The 17069-nt window shown below is 73.4% G+C and carries 16 protein-coding genes; 13 read left to right on the top strand and 3 right to left on the bottom strand.

The genetic code is table 11. From position 1 onward, the window contains the following. Positions 1–89: 89 nt before the first annotated feature. The gene (locus tag ACH4K4_RS14910) at positions 90–632 is read right to left on the bottom strand and encodes a hypothetical protein (RefSeq protein WP_398167516.1); all 543 of its coding nucleotides are present in this window, start codon (positions 630–632) and stop codon (positions 90–92) included. 246 nt (positions 633–878) lie between these two features. Here ACH4K4_RS14910 and fmt point away from each other — a divergent pair, with 246 nt between their 5' ends. From fmt to ACH4K4_RS14860, 10 genes are all read left to right on the top strand, one after another. Then, positions 879–1811, top strand: coding sequence for a methionyl-tRNA formyltransferase (fmt, locus tag ACH4K4_RS14905; protein ID WP_398167515.1), 933 nt, complete (start codon positions 879–881; stop codon positions 1809–1811). A 109-nt stretch (positions 1812–1920) separates the two neighbouring features. Further along, positions 1921–3351 carry an RsmB/NOP family class I SAM-dependent RNA methyltransferase gene (locus tag ACH4K4_RS14900; protein WP_398167514.1) on the top strand — a complete coding sequence of 477 codons (1431 nt, stop codon included), beginning with the start codon at positions 1921–1923 and terminating at the stop codon, positions 3349–3351. Positions 3352–3610: 259 nt separating this feature from the next. Next, complete coding sequence (locus tag ACH4K4_RS14895; protein WP_398167513.1) at positions 3611–4060, top strand: RICIN domain-containing protein; 450 nt, start codon at positions 3611–3613, stop codon at positions 4058–4060. Between the two features lie 243 nt (positions 4061–4303). Beyond that, on the top strand, positions 4304–4987 hold the full coding sequence (rpe, locus tag ACH4K4_RS14890; RefSeq protein ID WP_125048162.1) for a ribulose-phosphate 3-epimerase: 684 nt from the start codon (positions 4304–4306) through the stop codon (positions 4985–4987). Positions 4988–5224: 237 nt separating this feature from the next. Continuing rightward, positions 5225–6214, top strand: a complete 990-nt coding sequence (locus ACH4K4_RS14885) for a sugar-binding transcriptional regulator (RefSeq protein WP_398168009.1) — start codon at positions 5225–5227, stop codon at positions 6212–6214. 88 nt (positions 6215–6302) lie between these two features. Then, positions 6303–6749, top strand: a complete 447-nt coding sequence (locus tag ACH4K4_RS14880) for a ribonuclease domain-containing protein (protein WP_398167511.1) — start codon at positions 6303–6305, stop codon at positions 6747–6749. Then, positions 6746–7201 (top strand): barstar family protein, encoded by a 456-nt coding sequence (locus tag ACH4K4_RS14875; protein ID WP_398167510.1) that lies wholly within the window; start codon positions 6746–6748, stop codon positions 7199–7201. The genes ACH4K4_RS14880 and ACH4K4_RS14875 overlap by 4 nt, the downstream gene beginning before the upstream one ends. Beyond that, on the top strand, positions 7198–7623 hold the full coding sequence (locus tag ACH4K4_RS14870; RefSeq protein WP_398167509.1) for a DUF2809 domain-containing protein: 426 nt from the start codon (positions 7198–7200) through the stop codon (positions 7621–7623). The genes ACH4K4_RS14875 and ACH4K4_RS14870 overlap by 4 nt, the downstream gene beginning before the upstream one ends. 87 nt (positions 7624–7710) lie before the next feature. Further along, positions 7711–9051, top strand: coding sequence for a hemolysin family protein (locus ACH4K4_RS14865; RefSeq protein ID WP_398167508.1), 1341 nt, complete (start codon positions 7711–7713; stop codon positions 9049–9051). After that, positions 9048–10115, top strand: coding sequence for a hemolysin family protein (locus ACH4K4_RS14860; protein ID WP_398167507.1), 1068 nt, complete (start codon positions 9048–9050; stop codon positions 10113–10115). Before ACH4K4_RS14865 ends, ACH4K4_RS14860 begins: the two co-directional genes overlap by 4 nt. On the opposite strand, the gene ACH4K4_RS14855 is transcribed toward ACH4K4_RS14860, so the two are convergent. Continuing rightward, entirely contained in the window at positions 10105–11679 is a 1575-nt protein-coding gene (locus ACH4K4_RS14855) for an FMN-binding glutamate synthase family protein (protein WP_398168007.1), read from the bottom strand. The two genes, ACH4K4_RS14860 and ACH4K4_RS14855, sit on opposite strands and share 11 nt — an antisense overlap. Before the next feature lie 18 nt (positions 11680–11697). Further along, on the bottom strand, positions 11698–12840 hold the full coding sequence (locus ACH4K4_RS14850; RefSeq protein WP_398167506.1) for a PP2C family protein-serine/threonine phosphatase: 1143 nt from the start codon (positions 12838–12840) through the stop codon (positions 11698–11700). A gap of 483 nt (positions 12841–13323) precedes the next feature. Between ACH4K4_RS14850 and ACH4K4_RS14845 the strand changes: the two genes are divergently transcribed. The 3 genes from ACH4K4_RS14845 (at position 13324) to ACH4K4_RS14835 (ending at position 17066) form a co-directional block, all read left to right on the top strand. Continuing rightward, positions 13324–14763, top strand: a complete 1440-nt coding sequence (locus tag ACH4K4_RS14845) for a GuaB1 family IMP dehydrogenase-related protein (RefSeq protein ID WP_398167505.1) — start codon at positions 13324–13326, stop codon at positions 14761–14763. A 358-nt stretch (positions 14764–15121) separates the two neighbouring features. Beyond that, positions 15122–16597, top strand: a complete 1476-nt coding sequence (locus ACH4K4_RS14840; RefSeq protein ID WP_398167504.1) for an amino acid permease — start codon at positions 15122–15124, stop codon at positions 16595–16597. Between the two features lie 19 nt (positions 16598–16616). Then, positions 16617–17066, top strand: a complete 450-nt coding sequence (locus tag ACH4K4_RS14835; RefSeq protein ID WP_398024918.1) for an Lrp/AsnC family transcriptional regulator — start codon at positions 16617–16619, stop codon at positions 17064–17066. Positions 17067–17069: the final 3 nt, after the last annotated feature.

Below are 17069 nucleotides of genomic sequence, written 5' to 3'. Positions count from 1 at the left end.
GCAGCGATGGCGCGGGCCTGCCGCCCCGGGGGAAGGGCCGGGGCGGGGCGCGGCGTGCGGCCGCAGGCCAACCGTTGGCCGGCTGCAGGTCAGCCGTTGCGGGGGCCGGGGAAGGCGCCGGGGCGGGCCTCTTCCCTTGCGGGGACGGTGGACTGGCCCGGGAGGGTGCGCGCGGCGGGGACGGCCGGCGCGCTCGGCAGGCCGGGAGGTACGGCCATGCCCCGGGCGGCGGACGGCTCCGGTGTACGGACTGCCTCGCCGGTGTCGGCGCCGGGCTGGGCGGCGGTGCGGCGGGCGCCGTAACGGCGGTGCACGGCCTGCTTGGTGACGCCCAGGGCGGAACCCACCGCGTCCCAGGAGAAGCCCAGCGAACGGTCGAAGTCCACCGCGGCCGTGACGAGGGTCTCGACGCTGTCGCGCAGTTCCTGGGCGAGGCGGACGGTCGGGGCGGGGGCGCGCCCGTAGACGACGAAACCGGCCGACGGGCCGGTGCGCCGCGGCCGGTAGACGTTGCCGAGCTGAGCGGTCAGGGTACGCAGGGCGTCCACCTGTCGGCGGACCCGCTCGATGTCCCGTACCAGTAGGTGCAGGCTGGCGCGCGCCTGGGCGTCGTGGGTTGCGTGGTCGGCCATGAACAAGCCTCTCGAACCGGCGTTGGATGTGCATAGGAACGTGACAAGCAGGTGAAAACGAGCGGGCCGCGAGGGCGGCCCGAGTCGGTCAATGCTGCTTGACCAACGCGACAGCAGCGGCTCTGGTCACGGTATGGGGGCGTACGGGCTTCAACGCGGGGCGCGCGTCTGTTCGCACGCCCCCCGAAGGTGTGGCCCATAGACTGGTGCGCCGTTCCGCAGCGTGTGAGAGGTAGTACGCCACCCATGAGGCTCGTCTTCGCCGGCACCCCCGAGGTCGCCGTACCCGCCCTGGATGCCCTGATCGCCTCGGACCGGCACGAGGTCGTCGCGGTCGTCACCCGGCCGGACGCCCCCGCCGGACGCGGCCGCAGGCTGGTCGCCAGCCCGGTCGCCGAGCGGGCCGAGGAGGCCGGTATCGAGGTGCTCAAGCCCGCCAAGCCGCGCGACGAGGACTTCCTCGCCCGGCTGCGGGAGATCGCGCCGGACTGCTGCCCCGTGGTGGCCTACGGCGCGCTGCTGCCGAAGGCGGCCCTGGAGATCCCCGCACACGGCTGGGTCAACCTGCACTTCTCGCTGCTGCCCGCGTGGCGCGGCGCGGCCCCGGTGCAGCACGCGGTACTGGCGGGCGACGAGGTGACCGGCGCCTCCACCTTCCTCATCGAACAGGGGCTGGACTCCGGGCCCGTCTTCGGCGTGGTCACGGAGGAGGTACGGCCGGCCGACACCAGCGGCGACCTGCTGACCCGGCTGGCCCTCGCCGGCGCGGGGCTGCTGGCCGCCACGATGGACGGCATCGAGGACGGCACGCTCCAGCCGGTGCCGCAGCCGGCCGAGGGCGTCACCCTCGCGCCGAAGATCGAGGTCGAGGACGCCAAGGCGGACTGGGCCGCGCCCGCGCTGCGGGTGGACCGGGTCGTGCGCGGGTGCGCGCCCGCGCCCGGCGCCTGGACCCTCTTCAGGGGCGAACGGCTGAAGCTGATGGCGGTCGGGCTGGTCCCGGACCGTACGGACCTGGCGCCCGGCGAACTCGCCGTCACCAAGAAGGCGGTGTACGCGGGCACGGGCAGCCACGCGGTGGAACTGCTGTGGGTGCAGCCGCAGGGCAAGAAGCCGATGCGCGGCGCGGACTGGGCGCGCGGGGTGCGGATCGCCGACGGGGAGCGGCTGGGGGACTGAGGGCGGGCGGCGGGCCGCGATCGCCGGCCCGGCCCGGCCCGCCGCGCCCCCGCCGCCCCACGTACGCTTGGGGACGAATCCCATCTCGTAACTGCGGAGCACATTTCTCGTGAGTGGTCAGTCGCGTCGTCCCAGCAAGCCCTACCGCCGCCCCCGTAAGGACCCGGTGCGGATACTCGCCTTCGAGGCGCTGCGGGCCGTCGACGAACGGGACGCGTACGCGAACCTGGTGCTGCCGCCGCTGCTGCGCAAGGCGCGGGAGAACGGCGACTTCGACGCGCGGGACGCGGCGCTGGCCACCGAGCTGGTGTACGGCACGCTGCGGCGGCAGGGCACGTACGACGCGATCATCGCGCGGTGCGTGGACCGGCCGCTGCGGGAGGTGGACCCGCCGGTACTGGACGTGCTGACGCTCGGCGCGCACCAGCTGCTCGGCACCCGCATCCCGACGCACGCCGCCGTGAGCGCGAGCGTGGAGCTGGCCCGTGTGGTCCTGGGCGACGGGCGCGCCAAGTTCGTCAACGCGGTGCTGCGGAAGATCGCCGCGGACGACCTGGACGGGTGGCTGGAGCGGGTCGCGCCGGAGTACGACGACGATCCCGAGGAGCACCTGGGGATCGTGCACGCGCACCCGCGGTGGATCGTCTCCTCGCTCTGGGACGCGCTCGGCGGCGGGCGTGCCGGCATAGAGGACCTGTTGGAGGCCGACAACGAGCGGCCCGAGGTGACGCTCGTGGCCCGGCCGGGACGGTCCACCACCGGTGAACTGACCGAGGCCGTGGGGGAGGAGAGCGCCCTGCCGGGCCGCTGGTCCCCGTACGCGGTACGGCTCGCCGAGGGCGGCGAGCCCGGCGCCCTGGACGCGGTGCGCGAGGGCCGGGCCGGTGTCCAGGACGAGGGCAGCCAGCTCGTCGCGATCGCCCTGGCCAACGCGCCCGTCGAGGGCACCGACCGCACCTGGCTGGACGGCTGCGCGGGTCCGGGCGGCAAGGCCGCGCTGCTGGGCGCGCTCGCGGCACAGCGCGGGGCCCGGCTGCTCGCCTCCGAGAAGCAGCCGCACCGCGCGCGCCTGGTGGCCCGGTCGCTGGCGGGCAACCCGGGCCCGTACGAGGTCATCGCCGCCGACGGCACCCGCCCGCCGTGGCGGCCCGGCTCCTTCGACCGCGTGCTGATGGACGTGCCGTGCACCGGACTGGGCGCGCTGCGCCGCCGTCCTGAGGCGCGCTGGCGCCGCCGCCCGGAGGACCTGGGCGGCTTCGCGCCGCTCCAGCGCGAGCTGCTGCGCCAGGCGCTGCTGTCGGTACGCGTCGGCGGCGTCGTCGGCTACGCGACCTGCTCGCCGCACCCGGCCGAGACGCGCGCCGTCGTGGAGGACGTCCTCAAGGGACGGGCCGGCGCGGACGTGACGGCGGAGTGGATCGACGCCCGGCCCCTGATGGAGGGCGTCCCCGCGCTGGGCGACGGCCCGGACGTACAGCTGTGGCCGCACCTGCACGGCACGGACGCGATGTACCTGGCGCTGCTGCGGCGCACGGCGTGATGCCCGGCGTGCGTACCGGTGTCCCGCAAAGGGCGCTTTGCCTGACGTGATCATGCAGGGATAAGGTGCCGGTAACAACGGGGATCACGGCCGCAGAGGTGTCGGACAGGCACGCCACGACGCGTACGGACCAGGCGTCGGCACCGGCCTTGACCACACATGTGCCGACGGGGACCGAGTACCGGTCGTCACCCGACTGCCAGATGGGCAGTCACTGCTGCCGGGGTCGTCATTCGACCCTAAGAACGGGGAAAACACCATGAAGAAGCGCCTGATAGGCACGATCGCGGCCACCGCGGTTCTCGCACCGGCCCTGATGTTCAGCGCCTCGGGGCAGGCGTTCGCCGCCAGCAAGACGGTCACCTGGAAGAACAAGGGCAACGGCAAGTGCCTGGTGGCCAATGGCTTCTGGGTCGGCGTGGGGAGCTGCGGGGCCGCCGCGAAGTGGAAGGAGACCAAGCAGTCCGACGGAACCTTCGTCCTGAAGTCCGCGGACCACGACTTCTGCCTCGACAGCAAGAAGGACGGCACCGTCTACACCAACGTCTGCAACGGCGGCGCGAACCAGAAGTGGCGCGAGATCAAGGACTCCATGGGCTGGCGGCTGCAGAACAAGGCCACCAAGCTGACCCTCGGTTCCAAGACCAGCGCCGGCTCGCCCGTCTACGCGGGCTTCGACGGCGGCATCAAGCACCAGCGCTGGAGCTGATCCCCGAAGGCGCCCGGCGGGGGACATGACCGGTCCCCGGCACGGTGACGCGCCATCGGGATCACCGGCCGCCGGCCCTTCGTCCGCCTTGAGGCGGGCGGAGGGCCGGCGGCTTGTCGTCTCCCCTCGGACCGGGGCGACGGGTTCGTTCCCGTGCGCCCCGGCGGCCCCCGGCACCGCCTGCGACCTGCGGCCCGCCCCACCCGCTTCGGCGCCCGGGGCCGCGCAGGACATACTGGAGGCATGGCCTTGATCAACCCCAGCATCCTGTCCGCAGACTTCGCCCGGCTCGCCGAGGAGGCGAAGGCCGTCGAGGGCGCCGACTGGCTGCACGTCGACGTGATGGACAACCACTTCGTGCCGAACCTGACGCTGGGCGCCCCGGTCGTCGAGGCGCTGAGCAAGGCGACGGACACCCCGCTCGACCTGCACCTGATGATCGAGGACCCGGACCGCTGGGCGCCGCAGTACATCGAGGCCGGCGCCGGCTCCGTCACCTTCCACGCGGAGGCGGCGGCCGCGCCCGTACGCCTGGCGCGGGAGATCCGGGCCAAGGGCGCGCGGGCGTCGATGGCGCTCAAGCCGGCCACCCCGATCGAGCCGTACGAGGACCTGCTGCCCGAGCTGGACATGCTGCTGATCATGACCGTGGAGCCGGGCTTCGGCGGCCAGGCGTTCCTGGACATCATGCTGCCGAAGATCCGCCGGACCCGGGAGCTGATCTCCAAGCACGGCCTGGAGATGTGGCTCCAGGTGGACGGCGGCGTCTCGGCGTCCACGATCGAGCGGTGCGCGGAGGCCGGCGCGGACGTGTTCGTTGCGGGTTCGGCGGTGTACGGCGCGGACGACCCGGCCAAGGCGGTGCGTGAGCTGCGTGCGCAGGCCGAGTCCGCGACGGCCGCGGCGGGCTGGGGCTGCGCCCACTGACGCAGGGGCGCTCGCGGCAAGGGCCCGCGGGCGCCGGGCGCCGCACGGGGCGGGCCGGGACCGCGCGCACGGATCCCCGCCCGCCGGTGTTTCTTGGCGTTGCCGCAACCGAGCGTTCACGACGGCGGGAGCGGTGATGGTCCCCGACCACCTCGGGTTTCTGCAAGGATGAGCAAAGACTCGATCAGGTGCGCACAAGGGGAGAATCTCGTGGTTGCCAGCCGCCCGCAGTCCGCAATGGGCCCCGCCGAGCTGGTGCAGGCCGCGGCCATGGCCCGCCGCTTCTACCTGGAGGGGAAGTCCAAGATCCAGATCGCCGAGGAGTTCGGCGTCAGCCGCTTCAAGGTCGCCCGGGTGCTGGAGACGGCGCTGGAGCGTGACCTGGTCCGGATCGAGATCCGGGTCCCCGCGGAGCTGGACGCCGAACGGTCCGACGCGCTGCGGGCCCGCTACGGCCTGCGGCACGCGGTCGTGGTGGAGTCGCCCGCCGACGCCGCGGACGACGCGCCGGACCCGGAGAACCTCGGCGAGGTCGCAGCCGACCTCCTCGGCGAACTGGTCACCGAGGGCGACGTGCTCGGGCTGGCCTGGGGCCGGTCCACCATCCACATGGCGGCCGCGCTGCACCGCCTCCCGCCGTGCACGGTCGTGCAGCTGACCGGCGTGTACGACGCGGGCACCGCGGACCGCGGCTCGGTCGAGGCGGTGCGCAGGGCGGCCGACGTCTCCGGCGGCGAGGCGCACCCCATCTACGCGCCGATGCTGCTGCCCGACTCGGCGACCGCCGCAGCGCTGCGCGGCCAGACCGGCATCGCCCGCGCCTTCGAGTACTTCGACAAGGTCACCGTCGCCTGCGTCTCCATCGGCTCCTGGGCTCCGGGCATCTCCACCGTCTACGACATGCTCTCGGAGCAGGAGCGGGAGCACTACGCCTCGCTGGGGGCCGCCGCCGAGATGTCCGCGCACCTCTTCGACGCCGACGGCCGCCGCATCGGACGGGACCTGGGCGAGCGGTGCATCACGGTCGAGGCGGACCGGCTGCGGCGCATCCCCGAGGTCGTGGCCATCGCCGGCGGCCGCCAGAAGGCGGCGGCGATCGGCGCGGTGCTGCGCTCCGGGCTGGTGACCAGCCTGGTGACGGACACGGCCGCCGCCGACCACCTGCTGCTGGAGACCGGCCCTGGCCCGCGCCCCGCGCTGGAGCGGGCGGACCCCGACGGCGCCTGAGGCACCGGCAGGCACCGGCCGGACAGATAAGTGATCTTGTACGGGGTGCGGGCGCGCACCCTGTGCGGCGCTGTGACAGCATCGGCGCATGGTGATCCGCTCCGCTCCGCGCGCGGCCGTCGGCGTACTCGCTGCGCTGGTGGCCTGCCTTCTGCTGTCGTTGTCCGGCTGTTCCGGAGGCGGTGGCGGCAAGGGGAGCGCGAAGACCGCGCACGGGACGCCCTCGGCGAGCGCCACTACGCCGGACTGGGCCGAGGGCATGGCGACCGTACCGGTCGGCCGGCTGCCCGAGCAGGTGCGTGACACGCTGCGCCTGATCGACGCGCACGGCCCGTTCCCGTACCCGAAGGACGGCACGGTCTTCGGCAACCACGAGCGGCAGCTGCCCCGGCAGAAGCGGGGCTACTACCACGAGTACACCGTGCGCACCCCGGGCTCGAAGGACCGCGGCGCGCGGCGCATCGTCACCGGCGACCGCCACGAGACGTACTACACCGAAGACCACTACCGGACCTTCAAGGCGGTGCTCCGATGACGGCTCCCGTGCCCCGGCCGCTCGCGGCGGTGCTCGACGGCAGTACGCCCCCGGGGGTGGTGCCCTGGCCGCAGGACCGGCCCGTGGACGAAGCCCTGGACGCGGCACGCGCGGCCGGCTGGCACGGCGCGCTCCTCGACCTGCGGGGGGTCGCGGACAAGGCGGGCTTCATGGACCGCTGCGCACGGGCCCTGCGGCTGCCCGACTGGTTCGGACGCAACTGGGACGCGCTCGCTGACTGCCTGACCGACCTGTCGTGGTGCCCGGCGGACCGCGGCCGGGTGCTGGTGGTGAGCGGCTGGCAGCGGTACGCGGTCGCCGCGCCGGACGACTGGGGCACCGTGGAGGAGATCGTCGCGGACGCGGTGGCGTTCTGGCGCGACACGGACACCGGGCTGGTGGTCGTGCTGGCCAGCGGCCGGTCGCCGGAGGCAGGGAACGCGGCCGGGTGACGAAGGGGGACCGGCCGGGTACGGCGGGAACGCGCCTGGCGGCGTGCGGGGCGGCGGCCCTGGCGGTCGCCGCGGGGCTGGGCATCCGGGCCGGCGCCGCCCGCGCGGGGCTCGGCGGTGACGTCGCCAAGTACGCGGGCGACGCGCTGTACACCGTGCTCGTACAGACGCTGGTGGTGCTGGCCGCGCCCCGGGTCCGCCCGGCGACCGCGGCCGTGAGCGCGCTGGCGATCAGCTGGGTGGTGGAATTCGCGCAGCTCAGCGGCGTACCGGCGGAGCTTTCCCGGCGCAGCGTGGCGGCCCGGCTGGTGCTCGGCTCGACCTTCAACGCGCCGGACCTGTTCTGGTACGCGGTGGGCGCCGCGGGCGCCTGGGCCGTGCACGCGTGGGGGAGGGCGCGGCGCAGCCCGGCCCTGGCGTGAGCCGGGCCGGTGCGTCCGGCCGATCGGACCCGCGGGATGTTTCACCCGCCCGCCGCCGGGCACCGAGGTGCGGCGGGAGGTGAGGCGGTGGCCGAGGTACTGCTCCTGTCGGTGGCGTTGGCGCTCACCCTGGCCTGTGCCGTGTTCGTGGCCGCGGAGTTCTCGCTGACGACGGTCGAGCGCAGCGAGGTGGAGCGCGCGGCGGAGGCGGGGGAGCGCGGTGCCGACAGCGTGCTGGGCGCCGTGCGCGCGCTCGCGTTCCAGCTGTCCGGGGCCCAACTGGGCATCACCGTGACCTCGCTGGTCATCGGCATGCTCGCCGAACCCTCGCTGGCGGCGCTGCTGCGCGGCCCGCTGGCGGCGGCCGGGCTGCCGCGGTCGGTGCTTCCCGGTGTCGCGTCGGCCCTCGGGGTCGGCGTGTCCACGGTGGTGCTGATGGTCGTCGGCGAACTGGTGCCCAAGAACTGGGCGATTTCCCGGCCGCTGGCGGTGGCCCGGGTGGTGGCGGGCCCGCAGCGCGCCTTCAGCGCCGCCTTCGCGCCGTTCATCCGCCACCTGAACCACTCCGCCAACCGGCTGGTGCGGCTCCTCGGCCTGGAGCCGGCCGAGGAACTGGCCTCCTCCCGCGGCCCGGCCGAACTGATGTCGCTGGCCCGTTACTCGGCACAGGAAGGCGCGCTGCCGGCCGATTCGGCGGAGCTGTTCGTACGGACCCTGCACCTGGGCGAGCTGACCGCGCAGAACGTCATGACGCCGCGGGTCGCCGTACGGGCCCTGGAGGCGCGCGCCACGGCCGCCGACGCGGCCACGCTGACCCTGGCCACCGGGCTCTCCCGCTTCCCCGTCTACCGCGGCAGCCTGGACGAGGTCGTCGGCACCGTCCACATCAGGGACGTGCTCGCCCTCACCCCGCGGGAGCGGGCCGCCACCGGCGTCGCCGAGCTGGCGGCCGAGCCCGTGCTCGTACCGGAGACGCTGCCCGTCGACCGGCTGCTGGACCGGTTGCGCACGGTCCGCACGATGGCCGTGGTGGTCGACGAGTACGGCGGTACGGCCGGCATCGTCACCCTGGAGGACATCGTCGAGGAGATCGTCGGCGACGTACGGGACGAGCACGACCCGGAGGAGGGCCCGGACCTGCTGCGGACCGGGGCCCGGTGCTGGGAGGCGGACGGCGCGGTGCGCCTGGACGGGCTGGCCGGGATCGGCCTGGAGGTGCCCGAAGGGCCGTACGAGACGCTCGCCGGGCTGCTCGCGACCCGGCTGGGCCGGATCCCGGAGAACGGTGACGAGGTGCCGGTGGCGGGCTGGACGCTGACCGTGCTGAAGGTGCGGCGGCACCGCGCTGAGCGGGTACGGGTGGCCGCGCCGGACGGACCGCCGGCGACGGGGGCCCGGTCCGGCGGCGGTGGGAGGGAGCGGGCATGACCGCGATCCAGCTGACGGTCGCCGCGCTGACCCTGCTGAGCAACGCCTTCTTCGTCGGCGGCGAATTCGCGATGATCTCCGTGCGGCGCAGCCAGATCGACCCGCGCGCCAAGGCCGGGGACCGCCGGGCCGGCCGGGTGCTGTGGGGCCTGGAACACCTCTCCGACCTGCTCGCCACCGCCCAACTCGGCGTCACCGCCTCTTCACTGCTCCTCGGCGCGATGGCCGAACCCGCCATCGCGCACCTTGCCGAGCCGGTCTTCGACGCGGTGCACGTGCCGCACGGCCTCGTCCACCCGGTCGCGTTCGTGCTCGCGCTGACCCTCGCCACGTACCTGCACATGCTCGTCGGCGAGATGGTGCCCAAGAACATCGCCCTGGCCGCCCCGGAACGCACCGCGCTGCTGCTGGGGCCGCCGCTGGTGGCCCTCACCCGCGCGCTGCGCCCCGTCGTCGTCAGCATCAACGCGCTCGCCAACGCCCTGCTGCGGCTCGCCAGGACCGAGCCCAGGAACGAGGTCGCCGCCGCCTTCACGGACGAGGAACTCGCCCGCATCGTCCAGGAGTCCCGGCACGCCGGGCTGCTCTCCGACACCGGCGGCGAGCGGCTGCGCGACGCGCTGGAGCTGGGGCAGCGGCCCGTCGGCCGGCTCTTCGTACCGCTGCCGAAGATGGTCACCGTCGACCGGGACGTCACGCCCGACCAGCTCGAACGCGCCGCGACCGCCGCCGGGTTCTCCCGGCTGCCGGTCACCGGGCCGAACGGTACGGTGCTGGGCTACCTGCACGTCAAGGACACCCTCGGCGTCACCGACCGCGACCGGCCGTTCCCCCGCGGCGCGCTGCGCCCGGTGCCCCGGGTCCGCCGCGACACGCCGCTGGACGACACGCTGACCACGATGCGGGCGAGCGGCACGCAACTGGCCGCCGTCGCCGACGAGCAGGGCGTGGTGCTCGGCTTCGTCACCATGACCGACGTACTGGGGGAGCTGGTGGGGCCCGCCCCGGCCCGCCGGGACGGGCCCCGGCACGGCACCGGCGCCGGCCCGGACGTCACACCGTGAACCGGTCCGGGTCCGCCGCCGCCCAGTCCGCCGCCCAGTCCTCCGGCGGCTCGTCGAGCAGCTGCCCCGGCTCCAGCCAGCTGTACAGCTCGGCGTACGACCTGACCGTGTCGGGGCCGACGCGGCTGCGCAGCATGTGCGGGCGCAGCTCGCCCGGCTCCCGCACGCCCATCGCCGCCATGATCTGCAGGGCGCTGCGGACCGTCGCCCGCTGGTAGCGGTGCACGCGCTCCGACTTGTCGCCGACGACCAGCGCGCGGGTGCGCCGCGGGTCCTGCGTCGTGACGCCGACCGGGCAGCGGTTGGTGTGGCAGCGCTGCGCCTGGATGCAGCCGACCGCGAACATCATCGCGCGGGCCGCGTTCGTGTAGTCCGCGCCCTGCGCGATGCGCTTGACGATGTCGCTGCCGGTGGCGACCTTCCCGCTCGCGCCGATCTTGACGCGGTCCCGCAGACCGCTGCCGACCAGCGCGTTGTGCACCGTGATCAGACCCTCGGTCAGCGGGCTGCCCAGGTGGTCGGCGAACTCCAGCGGCGCCGCGCCGGTGCCGCCCTCCGCGCCGTCCACGATGACGAAGTCCGGGGTGACGCCCTCGGCCCGCATCGCCTTGCACACGGCCAGGAACTGCTGCCGGGAGCCGACGCACAGCTTGAACCCCACCGGTTTGCCGTCCGCCAGCTCGCGCATCCGGGCCAGGAAGCCGACCAGTTCGCGCGGCGTGCCGAACGCCCGGTGGTACGGCGGCGAGACGACCGTCTCGCCCTCCGGCACCTCGCGCACCCGGGCGATCTCGGCATTGACCTTGCCGCCGGGCAGCACGCCGCCGAGACCTGGCTTGGCGCCCTGCGACAGCTTCAGGGAGACGCACTTGACCTGGTCGTGCGCGGCCTTCTCGGCGAACTCGCGCGCGTCGAAGCCCCCGTCGCGGGTACGGCAGCCGAAGTAGCCGGTGCCGATCTCCCACACGAGGTCGCCGCCGTGCCGCAGGTGGTACTCCGACAGCCCGCCCTCGCCGGTGTCCTGCGCGAAACCGCCCAGCGCCGCGCCGCGGTTGAGGGCCAGGATCGCGTTGCCGGAGAGCGAACCGAAGCTCATCGCCGAGACGTTCAGCAGCGCCATGTCGTACGGCCGGGTGCAGTCGGGGCCGCCGACGCGCACGGACGGCGGCTCGTCCGGCACCGGCTTCGGCGCCATGGACGGGACCAGGAACTCGTACCCGCCGCCGTACATGTCCCGCTCGCTGCCGAACGGCGCCTCGTCCTCGGTTCCCTTGGCGCGCTCGTAGACGATGCTGCGCACGTCGCGGTCGTAGGGGCGGCCGTCGTAGTTGCGCTCGACGAAGTACTGCTGCATCTCGGGCCGCACGCTCTCCAGGAGATAGCGCAACCGGCCGATCAGCGGGTAGTTGCGCAGCACCGAGTGCCGGCGCTGGAAGGCGTCGTGCACTCCCAGGGCGGCGAGCGCCAGCACGGGGACGGCGGCCGCCCACCACCAGGGCGAGACGAGCAGGGCGAGCGCCGCCAGGACGGCGCCGAGCAGGGCGGGGACGAGGACAACCGACAGTCGCAGCACACCCACGAGTCAATCGGATACCGCGGCGGAACGGGAAGGGCGACATGCCTGGTCGTGGCCGCGGCCGGGCTGCTCGGCGCGGGTGCGGGCGGCGGTGGGCGGCGCGTGGCCGCGGTGCTGCCGGGGCAGGCTGGGCTCCAGCTCGACGAGGACCAGGGCCACGTCGTCGTCCTGGGCACCGTGGGTGTGCCGGCACATCGTCGCCAGCACCGTCTCGATCGCGTCGTTCAGATCCGGCATCGAGCAGGCCGGCAGCAGGCCGGCCAGGTCGAGCATCGTGCCGTCGGGGTCGCGGGCCTCGGCGAGGCCGTCGGTGTACAGCAGCAGCCGGTCCCCGGGAGCCAGCTCCACTTCCTGTACGCGCGGCACCGGGTGCAGCCCGATGGGTGTGGTCGGCTCGGCGGGGGTGAGCAGGACGGGCGGGCCAGCGGCGGGCAGGTGCAGCGGCGGGTGGTGGCCGCAGTTGGCCAGCCGGAGGCGGCCGGGGGAGATCTCGGCGATCACGGCGGTGATGAAGTCCTCCGGGCCGAGGTCGTCGATCAGCCGCCGGTCGGTCTCCTCGACCACCTCGGCGAGGTTGGCGCGGGTGTAGGCGCAGTCGCGGAAGTGCCCTATCGCGGCGGCGGACAGGCGGACCGCCTCCAGGCCCTTGCCGCGTACGTCGCCGATCAGCACCCGCAGCCCGCTCGGGGTGTCGGCGAAGGCGTACAGGTCGCCGCCGATCACGGCGCGCGGCGCCGCGGAGCGGTAGCGGGCACAGACCGAGGCACCGCTGACCCGGAAGGAGGTCGGCCGCAGGATGGCGCGCTGGGCGGCGGCCGCGACCCCGGCGAGCTGGCTGTCCAGGACGGCCTGCCGGTCGGAGGCCCAGGTCGCGTAGGCCGCGGCGGCGGCGAGCACGGTCAGGGCCAGCAGCTGGTCGGTCCGGCCGAGCGTCCGCTCGTGCCAGGGGACCGCCAGGCCGAGGAACAGGGCGGTGAACGAGACCGCCGCCGTACAGGCCCCTTCGAGTCTCGTCGCGGCCACCAGCGGACCGATCATCAGCAGCCCGGCCAGGCTGGCGCCGGGCCCCAGGGCCAGGTCGCAGGCGGCGATGGCGGCCGACGCCACGGCCGTGAGCAGCAGCAGGGCACCCTGTCGGACTCCGCGCATGTCCTCCCCTTCCCCCACGGTCGAGGCGGCGGTGCCCGGACGGCCGGGCGCCCCGCGCGACGCGGTTACTGTACGTATTGACCTGCGAAGTGATCGCCCGGACTCCCGGTGGCCCGGCGGCCGCCGCGGATCGACACCCGAGACGGCCTGTACACGGTTCTACCCACCCGTTGGCCAGCGAGAACCTATCGAGCGGTCATATGGTCGGATCGGCGTGGAACCGCAGGTATCCGGCCGTCCGGGCCGTCGAAGACCGGCCAGAACGGCTACGCAGAGTGATGAAACTGCGGACCGTGAGAGATCGTCCGGCGCCGCCCGCCGTCGCCCCGGCGCGGGCGCACGGGCGGGGCGCGGGGAACACCGGTTCGCCCCGGACCGCACTCATCAGGGATGATGTCCTAGGAGCCGCATCCTGACCGGTGCCGGTTCGGAAGCTGACTCCCCACCCGCCCGAGCTGTAAACCCGCAGGTGAGAGAGCCAGTATGAAGTTTCTGAACGATGCCAAGCCGCCGTACGACCTGACGTACGACGATGTGTTCATGGTGCCCGGCCGCTCCGCGGTGGGCTCCCGTCAGGGCGTGGACCTGTCCTCGCCGGACGGCACCGGCACGACCATCCCGCTGGTGGTCGCCAACATGACCGCGATCGCCGGCCGCCGGATGGCCGAGACGGTCGCCCGCCGCGGCGGCCTGGTCGTCATCCCGCAGGACATCCCGATCGAGGTCGTCACCGACGTCGTCACCTGGGTCAAGCGCCGCCACCTGGTGCTGGACACGCCGATCGTGCTGTCCCCGGTCGCCACCGTCGCCGACGCCCTGTCGCTGCTGCCCAAGCGGGCGCACGGCGCCGGGATCGTCGTCGAGGGCGGCCGCCCCGTCGGCATCGTCACCGAGCACGACCTGACCGGCGTGGACCGCTTCACCCAGGTCTCCGAGGTCATGTCCAAGGACCTGCTGGTCCTGGACGCGGACATCGACCCGCGCGAGGCGTTCAACCAGCTCGACGCGGCCAACCGCAAGCTGGCCCCGGCGGTCGACGCGGACGGCATGCTGGTCGGCATCCTGACCCGCAAGGGCGCGCTCCGCGCCACCCTGTACAAGCCCGCCACCGACGCCGAGGGCAAGCTGCGCGTCGCCGCCGCCGTGGGCATCAACGGCGACGTGGCCGGCAAGGCCAAGGCGCTGCTGGCGGCCGGTGTGGACACCCTCGTGGTGGACACCGCGCACGGCCACCAGGAGTCGATGATCAGCGCGGTCAAGGCCGTGCGGGCCCTGGACCCCCAGGTCCCGATCGTGGCCGGCAACATCGTCGCCGCCGCGGGGGTGCGCGACCTGATCGAGGCCGGCGCCGACATCATCAAGGTCGGCGTGGGCCCGGGCGCCATGTGCACCACCCGCATGATGACCGGCGTGGGCCGCCCGCAGTTCTCCGCCGTCCTGGAGTGCGCCGCCGAGGCGAAGAAGTACGGCAAGCACGTCTGGGCGGACGGCGGCGTGCGCCACCCGCGCGACGTGGCGATGGCGCTGGCCGCCGGCGCGTCCAACGTCATGATCGGCTCCTGGTTCGCCGGCACGTACGAGTCGCCCGGCGACCTCCAGCACACCGCCGAGGGCCGCCCGTACAAGGAGAGCTTCGGCATGGCCTCGGCGCGTGCGGTCCGCAACCGTACGAGTGAGGAATCCGCGTACGACCGGGCGCGCAAGGGCCTGTTCGAGGAGGGCATCTCCACCTCGCGGATGTTCGTCGACCCGGCGCGGCCCGGCGTCGAGGACCTGATCGACTCGATCATCGCGGGCGTCCGCAGCTCCTGCACGTACGCGGGCGCGGCCTCCCTGGAGGAGTTCGCCGAGAAGGCCGTCGTCGGCGTGCAGAGCGCCGCGGGCTACGCGGAGGGCAAGCCGCTGCACGCCAGCTGGAGCTGACCCGCCGCCCGTCGGGGCACCGCCCGTACGGCCCCGTACCGAAACGTTTCGGTACGGGGCCGTACACGTTCCCGGGCGCGGTGGGTGAGAACGACCAACCGGTGAGATTTGTCGTTTGTGCGCAATGAACGACTGTGTCCTGACCAGGTGCGCAACAAATGTTCACGGTTGCGCAAGGAACCTGCATTACGACAGCTCACACACGACCCGTACAGTCATGCGCTGTACGTGGAGTGGCGGGGACCGCCTGCTCGGCGGTCCCCCCTTCTTTGTCGCGGGTTGTTTCGGCGTACCCGCGCACGGGGACCGCTGTCGGTCGTCCGCCACCTTGACCGGCAGCGATGAAGGAGCCACCCCTGTGTTGGAGCACGGCGCAGCCCCGCCCTCGGCGGGCAGCGACCCCCGGCCCCCCTCTTCCTCCGGGGGCCTCGGCGCCCGGCTGACGCGGCGCAAGCCGGTCGAGCAGCTGGTGGCCGAGGGCGGCCAGGGCGAGGGCGGTACCCTCCGCCGCTCGCTGGGCATGTGGCAGCTGACCATGATCAGCATCGGGGCGACGCTGGGTACCGGCATCTTCGTGGTCCTCGGCGAGGCGGTGCCCAAGGCCGGCCCTGCCGTCATCATCTCGTTCGTCATCGCCGGCATCACGGCCCTGTTCTCCGCGCTGTCCTACGCGGAGCTGGCCGGCTCCATCCCGGTCTCCGGCTCCTCGTACTCCTACGCCTACGCGACCCTCGGCGAGCTGGTCGCCTGGGTCTGCGGCTGGTGCCTGATCCTGGAGTACGGCGTCTCCGTCGCGGCCGTCGCCGTCGGCTGGGGCGAGTACCTCAACGAGCTGCTGTCCGGCACGATCGGCGTCACCATCCCCGCCGCGCTGTCCGCGCCGCCGGGCGACGGCGGCATCTTCAACCTGCCGGCGCTGATCGTCGTCATGCTCGCCATGGTCTTCCTGCTGGGCGGCGCCAAGGAGAGTGCCCGCGCCAACACGATCATGGTGACCATCAAGATCATCGCGCTGCTGCTGTTCTGCGGCGTCGCCGTGCAGGGCATCTCCTCCGGCAACTACGCCAACTTCATGCCGCTGGGCATCGCCGGCGTCAGCGGCGCCGGCGCCACCCTCTTCTTCTCCTACATCGGCTTCGACGCCGCCTCCACCGCCGGTGAGGAGGCCAAGAACCCGCAGCGCGACCTGCCGCGCGCGATCATGCTCTCGCTGATCATCGTCACCGCGCTGTACTGCCTGGTCGCGGCGGTCGCCGTGGGTGCCAAGTCCTGGAAGGGCTTCGAGGGCTCGGAGGCCGCGCTCGCCGGCATCATGACGGAGGTCACCGGACAGAGTTTCTGGGCCGTGCTGCTGGCCGCGGGTGCCGTCATCGCCATCGCCAGCGTCGTCCTGACGGTGCTGTACGGGCAGACCCGCATCCTGTTCGCGATGTCCCGCGACGGCCTGGTGCCGAAGGTGTTCTCCAAGGTCCACGCGAAGTCCGGGGTCCCGCGCGCCAACACCGTGATCGTCTCGCTGTTCTGCGGCATCCTGGCCGCGGCCATTCCGCTCGCCCAGCTCGCCGACGCCACCAGCATCGGCACCCTCTTCGCCTTCGCGCTGGTCAACATCGCGGTGATCGTGCTCCGCTTCACCAAGCCGGACATGCCGCGCACCTTCCGTACGCCGCTGGCGCCGGTCTTCCCGGCGATCGGCTTCCTGCTGTGCCTGTACATGATGGGCAGCCTCGGCCCGGTCACCTGGGTGGTCTTCGGAATCTGGATGGCCGTCGGGCTCGTGGTCTACTTCGTCTACGGCATGCGCCGTTCCCGATTGGCCACCGCAGAGAAGTGATCCACCCGCAGTGCGACAGATGAACGAACTCGACCAACGCATCGTCCACGCCCTGGCAGCGGACGCCCGGCGCTCCTACGCCGACATCGGGGCGGAGGTCGGACTCTCCGCCCCGGCGGTCAAACGCCGGGTGGACCGGCTGCGCGCCGAGGGCGCCATCACCGGCTTCACCGTACGGGTGGACCCGGCGGCGCTCGGCTGGGAGACCGAGGGGTTCATCGAGTTGTTCTGCCGCCGCAACACCTCCCCCGAATCCATCCACCGCGGCCTGTCGCGCTACCCGGAAGTGGCGTCCGCCTCCACCGTCACCGGTGAGGCGGACGCCATCGTCCAGGTCTTCGCCTCCGACATGCGCCACTTCGAACGGGTGCTGGAACGCATCGCGGGGGAGCCGTTCGTGGAACGGACGAAGTCGGTGCTGGTCCTCTCGCCGCTGCTGCGGCGCTTCAGCTCGGGGTCACCGGGCTGAGCC

The sequence above is a fragment of the Streptomyces sp. NPDC017529 genome, assembly GCF_044329785.1.
Classification (GTDB): domain Bacteria; phylum Actinomycetota; class Actinomycetes; order Streptomycetales; family Streptomycetaceae; genus Streptomyces.
This window is presented reverse-complemented; position numbering and strand designations above follow the sequence as displayed.

Excerpts from the sequence above, each read along its gene's own strand:
- ACH4K4_RS14910 (WP_398167516.1), bottom strand. The coding sequence starts at position 632 with ATGGCCGACCACGCAACCCACGACGCCCAGGCGCGCGCCAGCCTGCAC.
- fmt (WP_398167515.1), top strand. The coding sequence starts at position 879 with ATGAGGCTCGTCTTCGCCGGCACCCCCGAGGTCGCCGTACCCGCCCTG.
- ACH4K4_RS14895 (WP_398167513.1), top strand. The coding sequence starts at position 3,611 with ATGAAGAAGCGCCTGATAGGCACGATCGCGGCCACCGCGGTTCTCGCA.
- rpe (WP_125048162.1), top strand. The coding sequence starts at position 4,304 with ATGGCCTTGATCAACCCCAGCATCCTGTCCGCAGACTTCGCCCGGCTC.
- ACH4K4_RS14885 (WP_398168009.1), top strand. The coding sequence starts at position 5,225 with ATGGGCCCCGCCGAGCTGGTGCAGGCCGCGGCCATGGCCCGCCGCTTC.
- ACH4K4_RS14880 (WP_398167511.1), top strand. The coding sequence starts at position 6,303 with ATGGTGATCCGCTCCGCTCCGCGCGCGGCCGTCGGCGTACTCGCTGCG.
- ACH4K4_RS14875 (WP_398167510.1), top strand. The coding sequence starts at position 6,746 with ATGACGGCTCCCGTGCCCCGGCCGCTCGCGGCGGTGCTCGACGGCAGT.
- ACH4K4_RS14860 (WP_398167507.1), top strand. The coding sequence starts at position 9,048 with ATGACCGCGATCCAGCTGACGGTCGCCGCGCTGACCCTGCTGAGCAAC.
- ACH4K4_RS14850 (WP_398167506.1), bottom strand. The coding sequence starts at position 12,840 with ATGCGCGGAGTCCGACAGGGTGCCCTGCTGCTGCTCACGGCCGTGGCG.
- ACH4K4_RS14845 (WP_398167505.1), top strand. The coding sequence starts at position 13,324 with ATGAAGTTTCTGAACGATGCCAAGCCGCCGTACGACCTGACGTACGAC.
- ACH4K4_RS14835 (WP_398024918.1), top strand. The coding sequence starts at position 16,617 with ATGAACGAACTCGACCAACGCATCGTCCACGCCCTGGCAGCGGACGCC.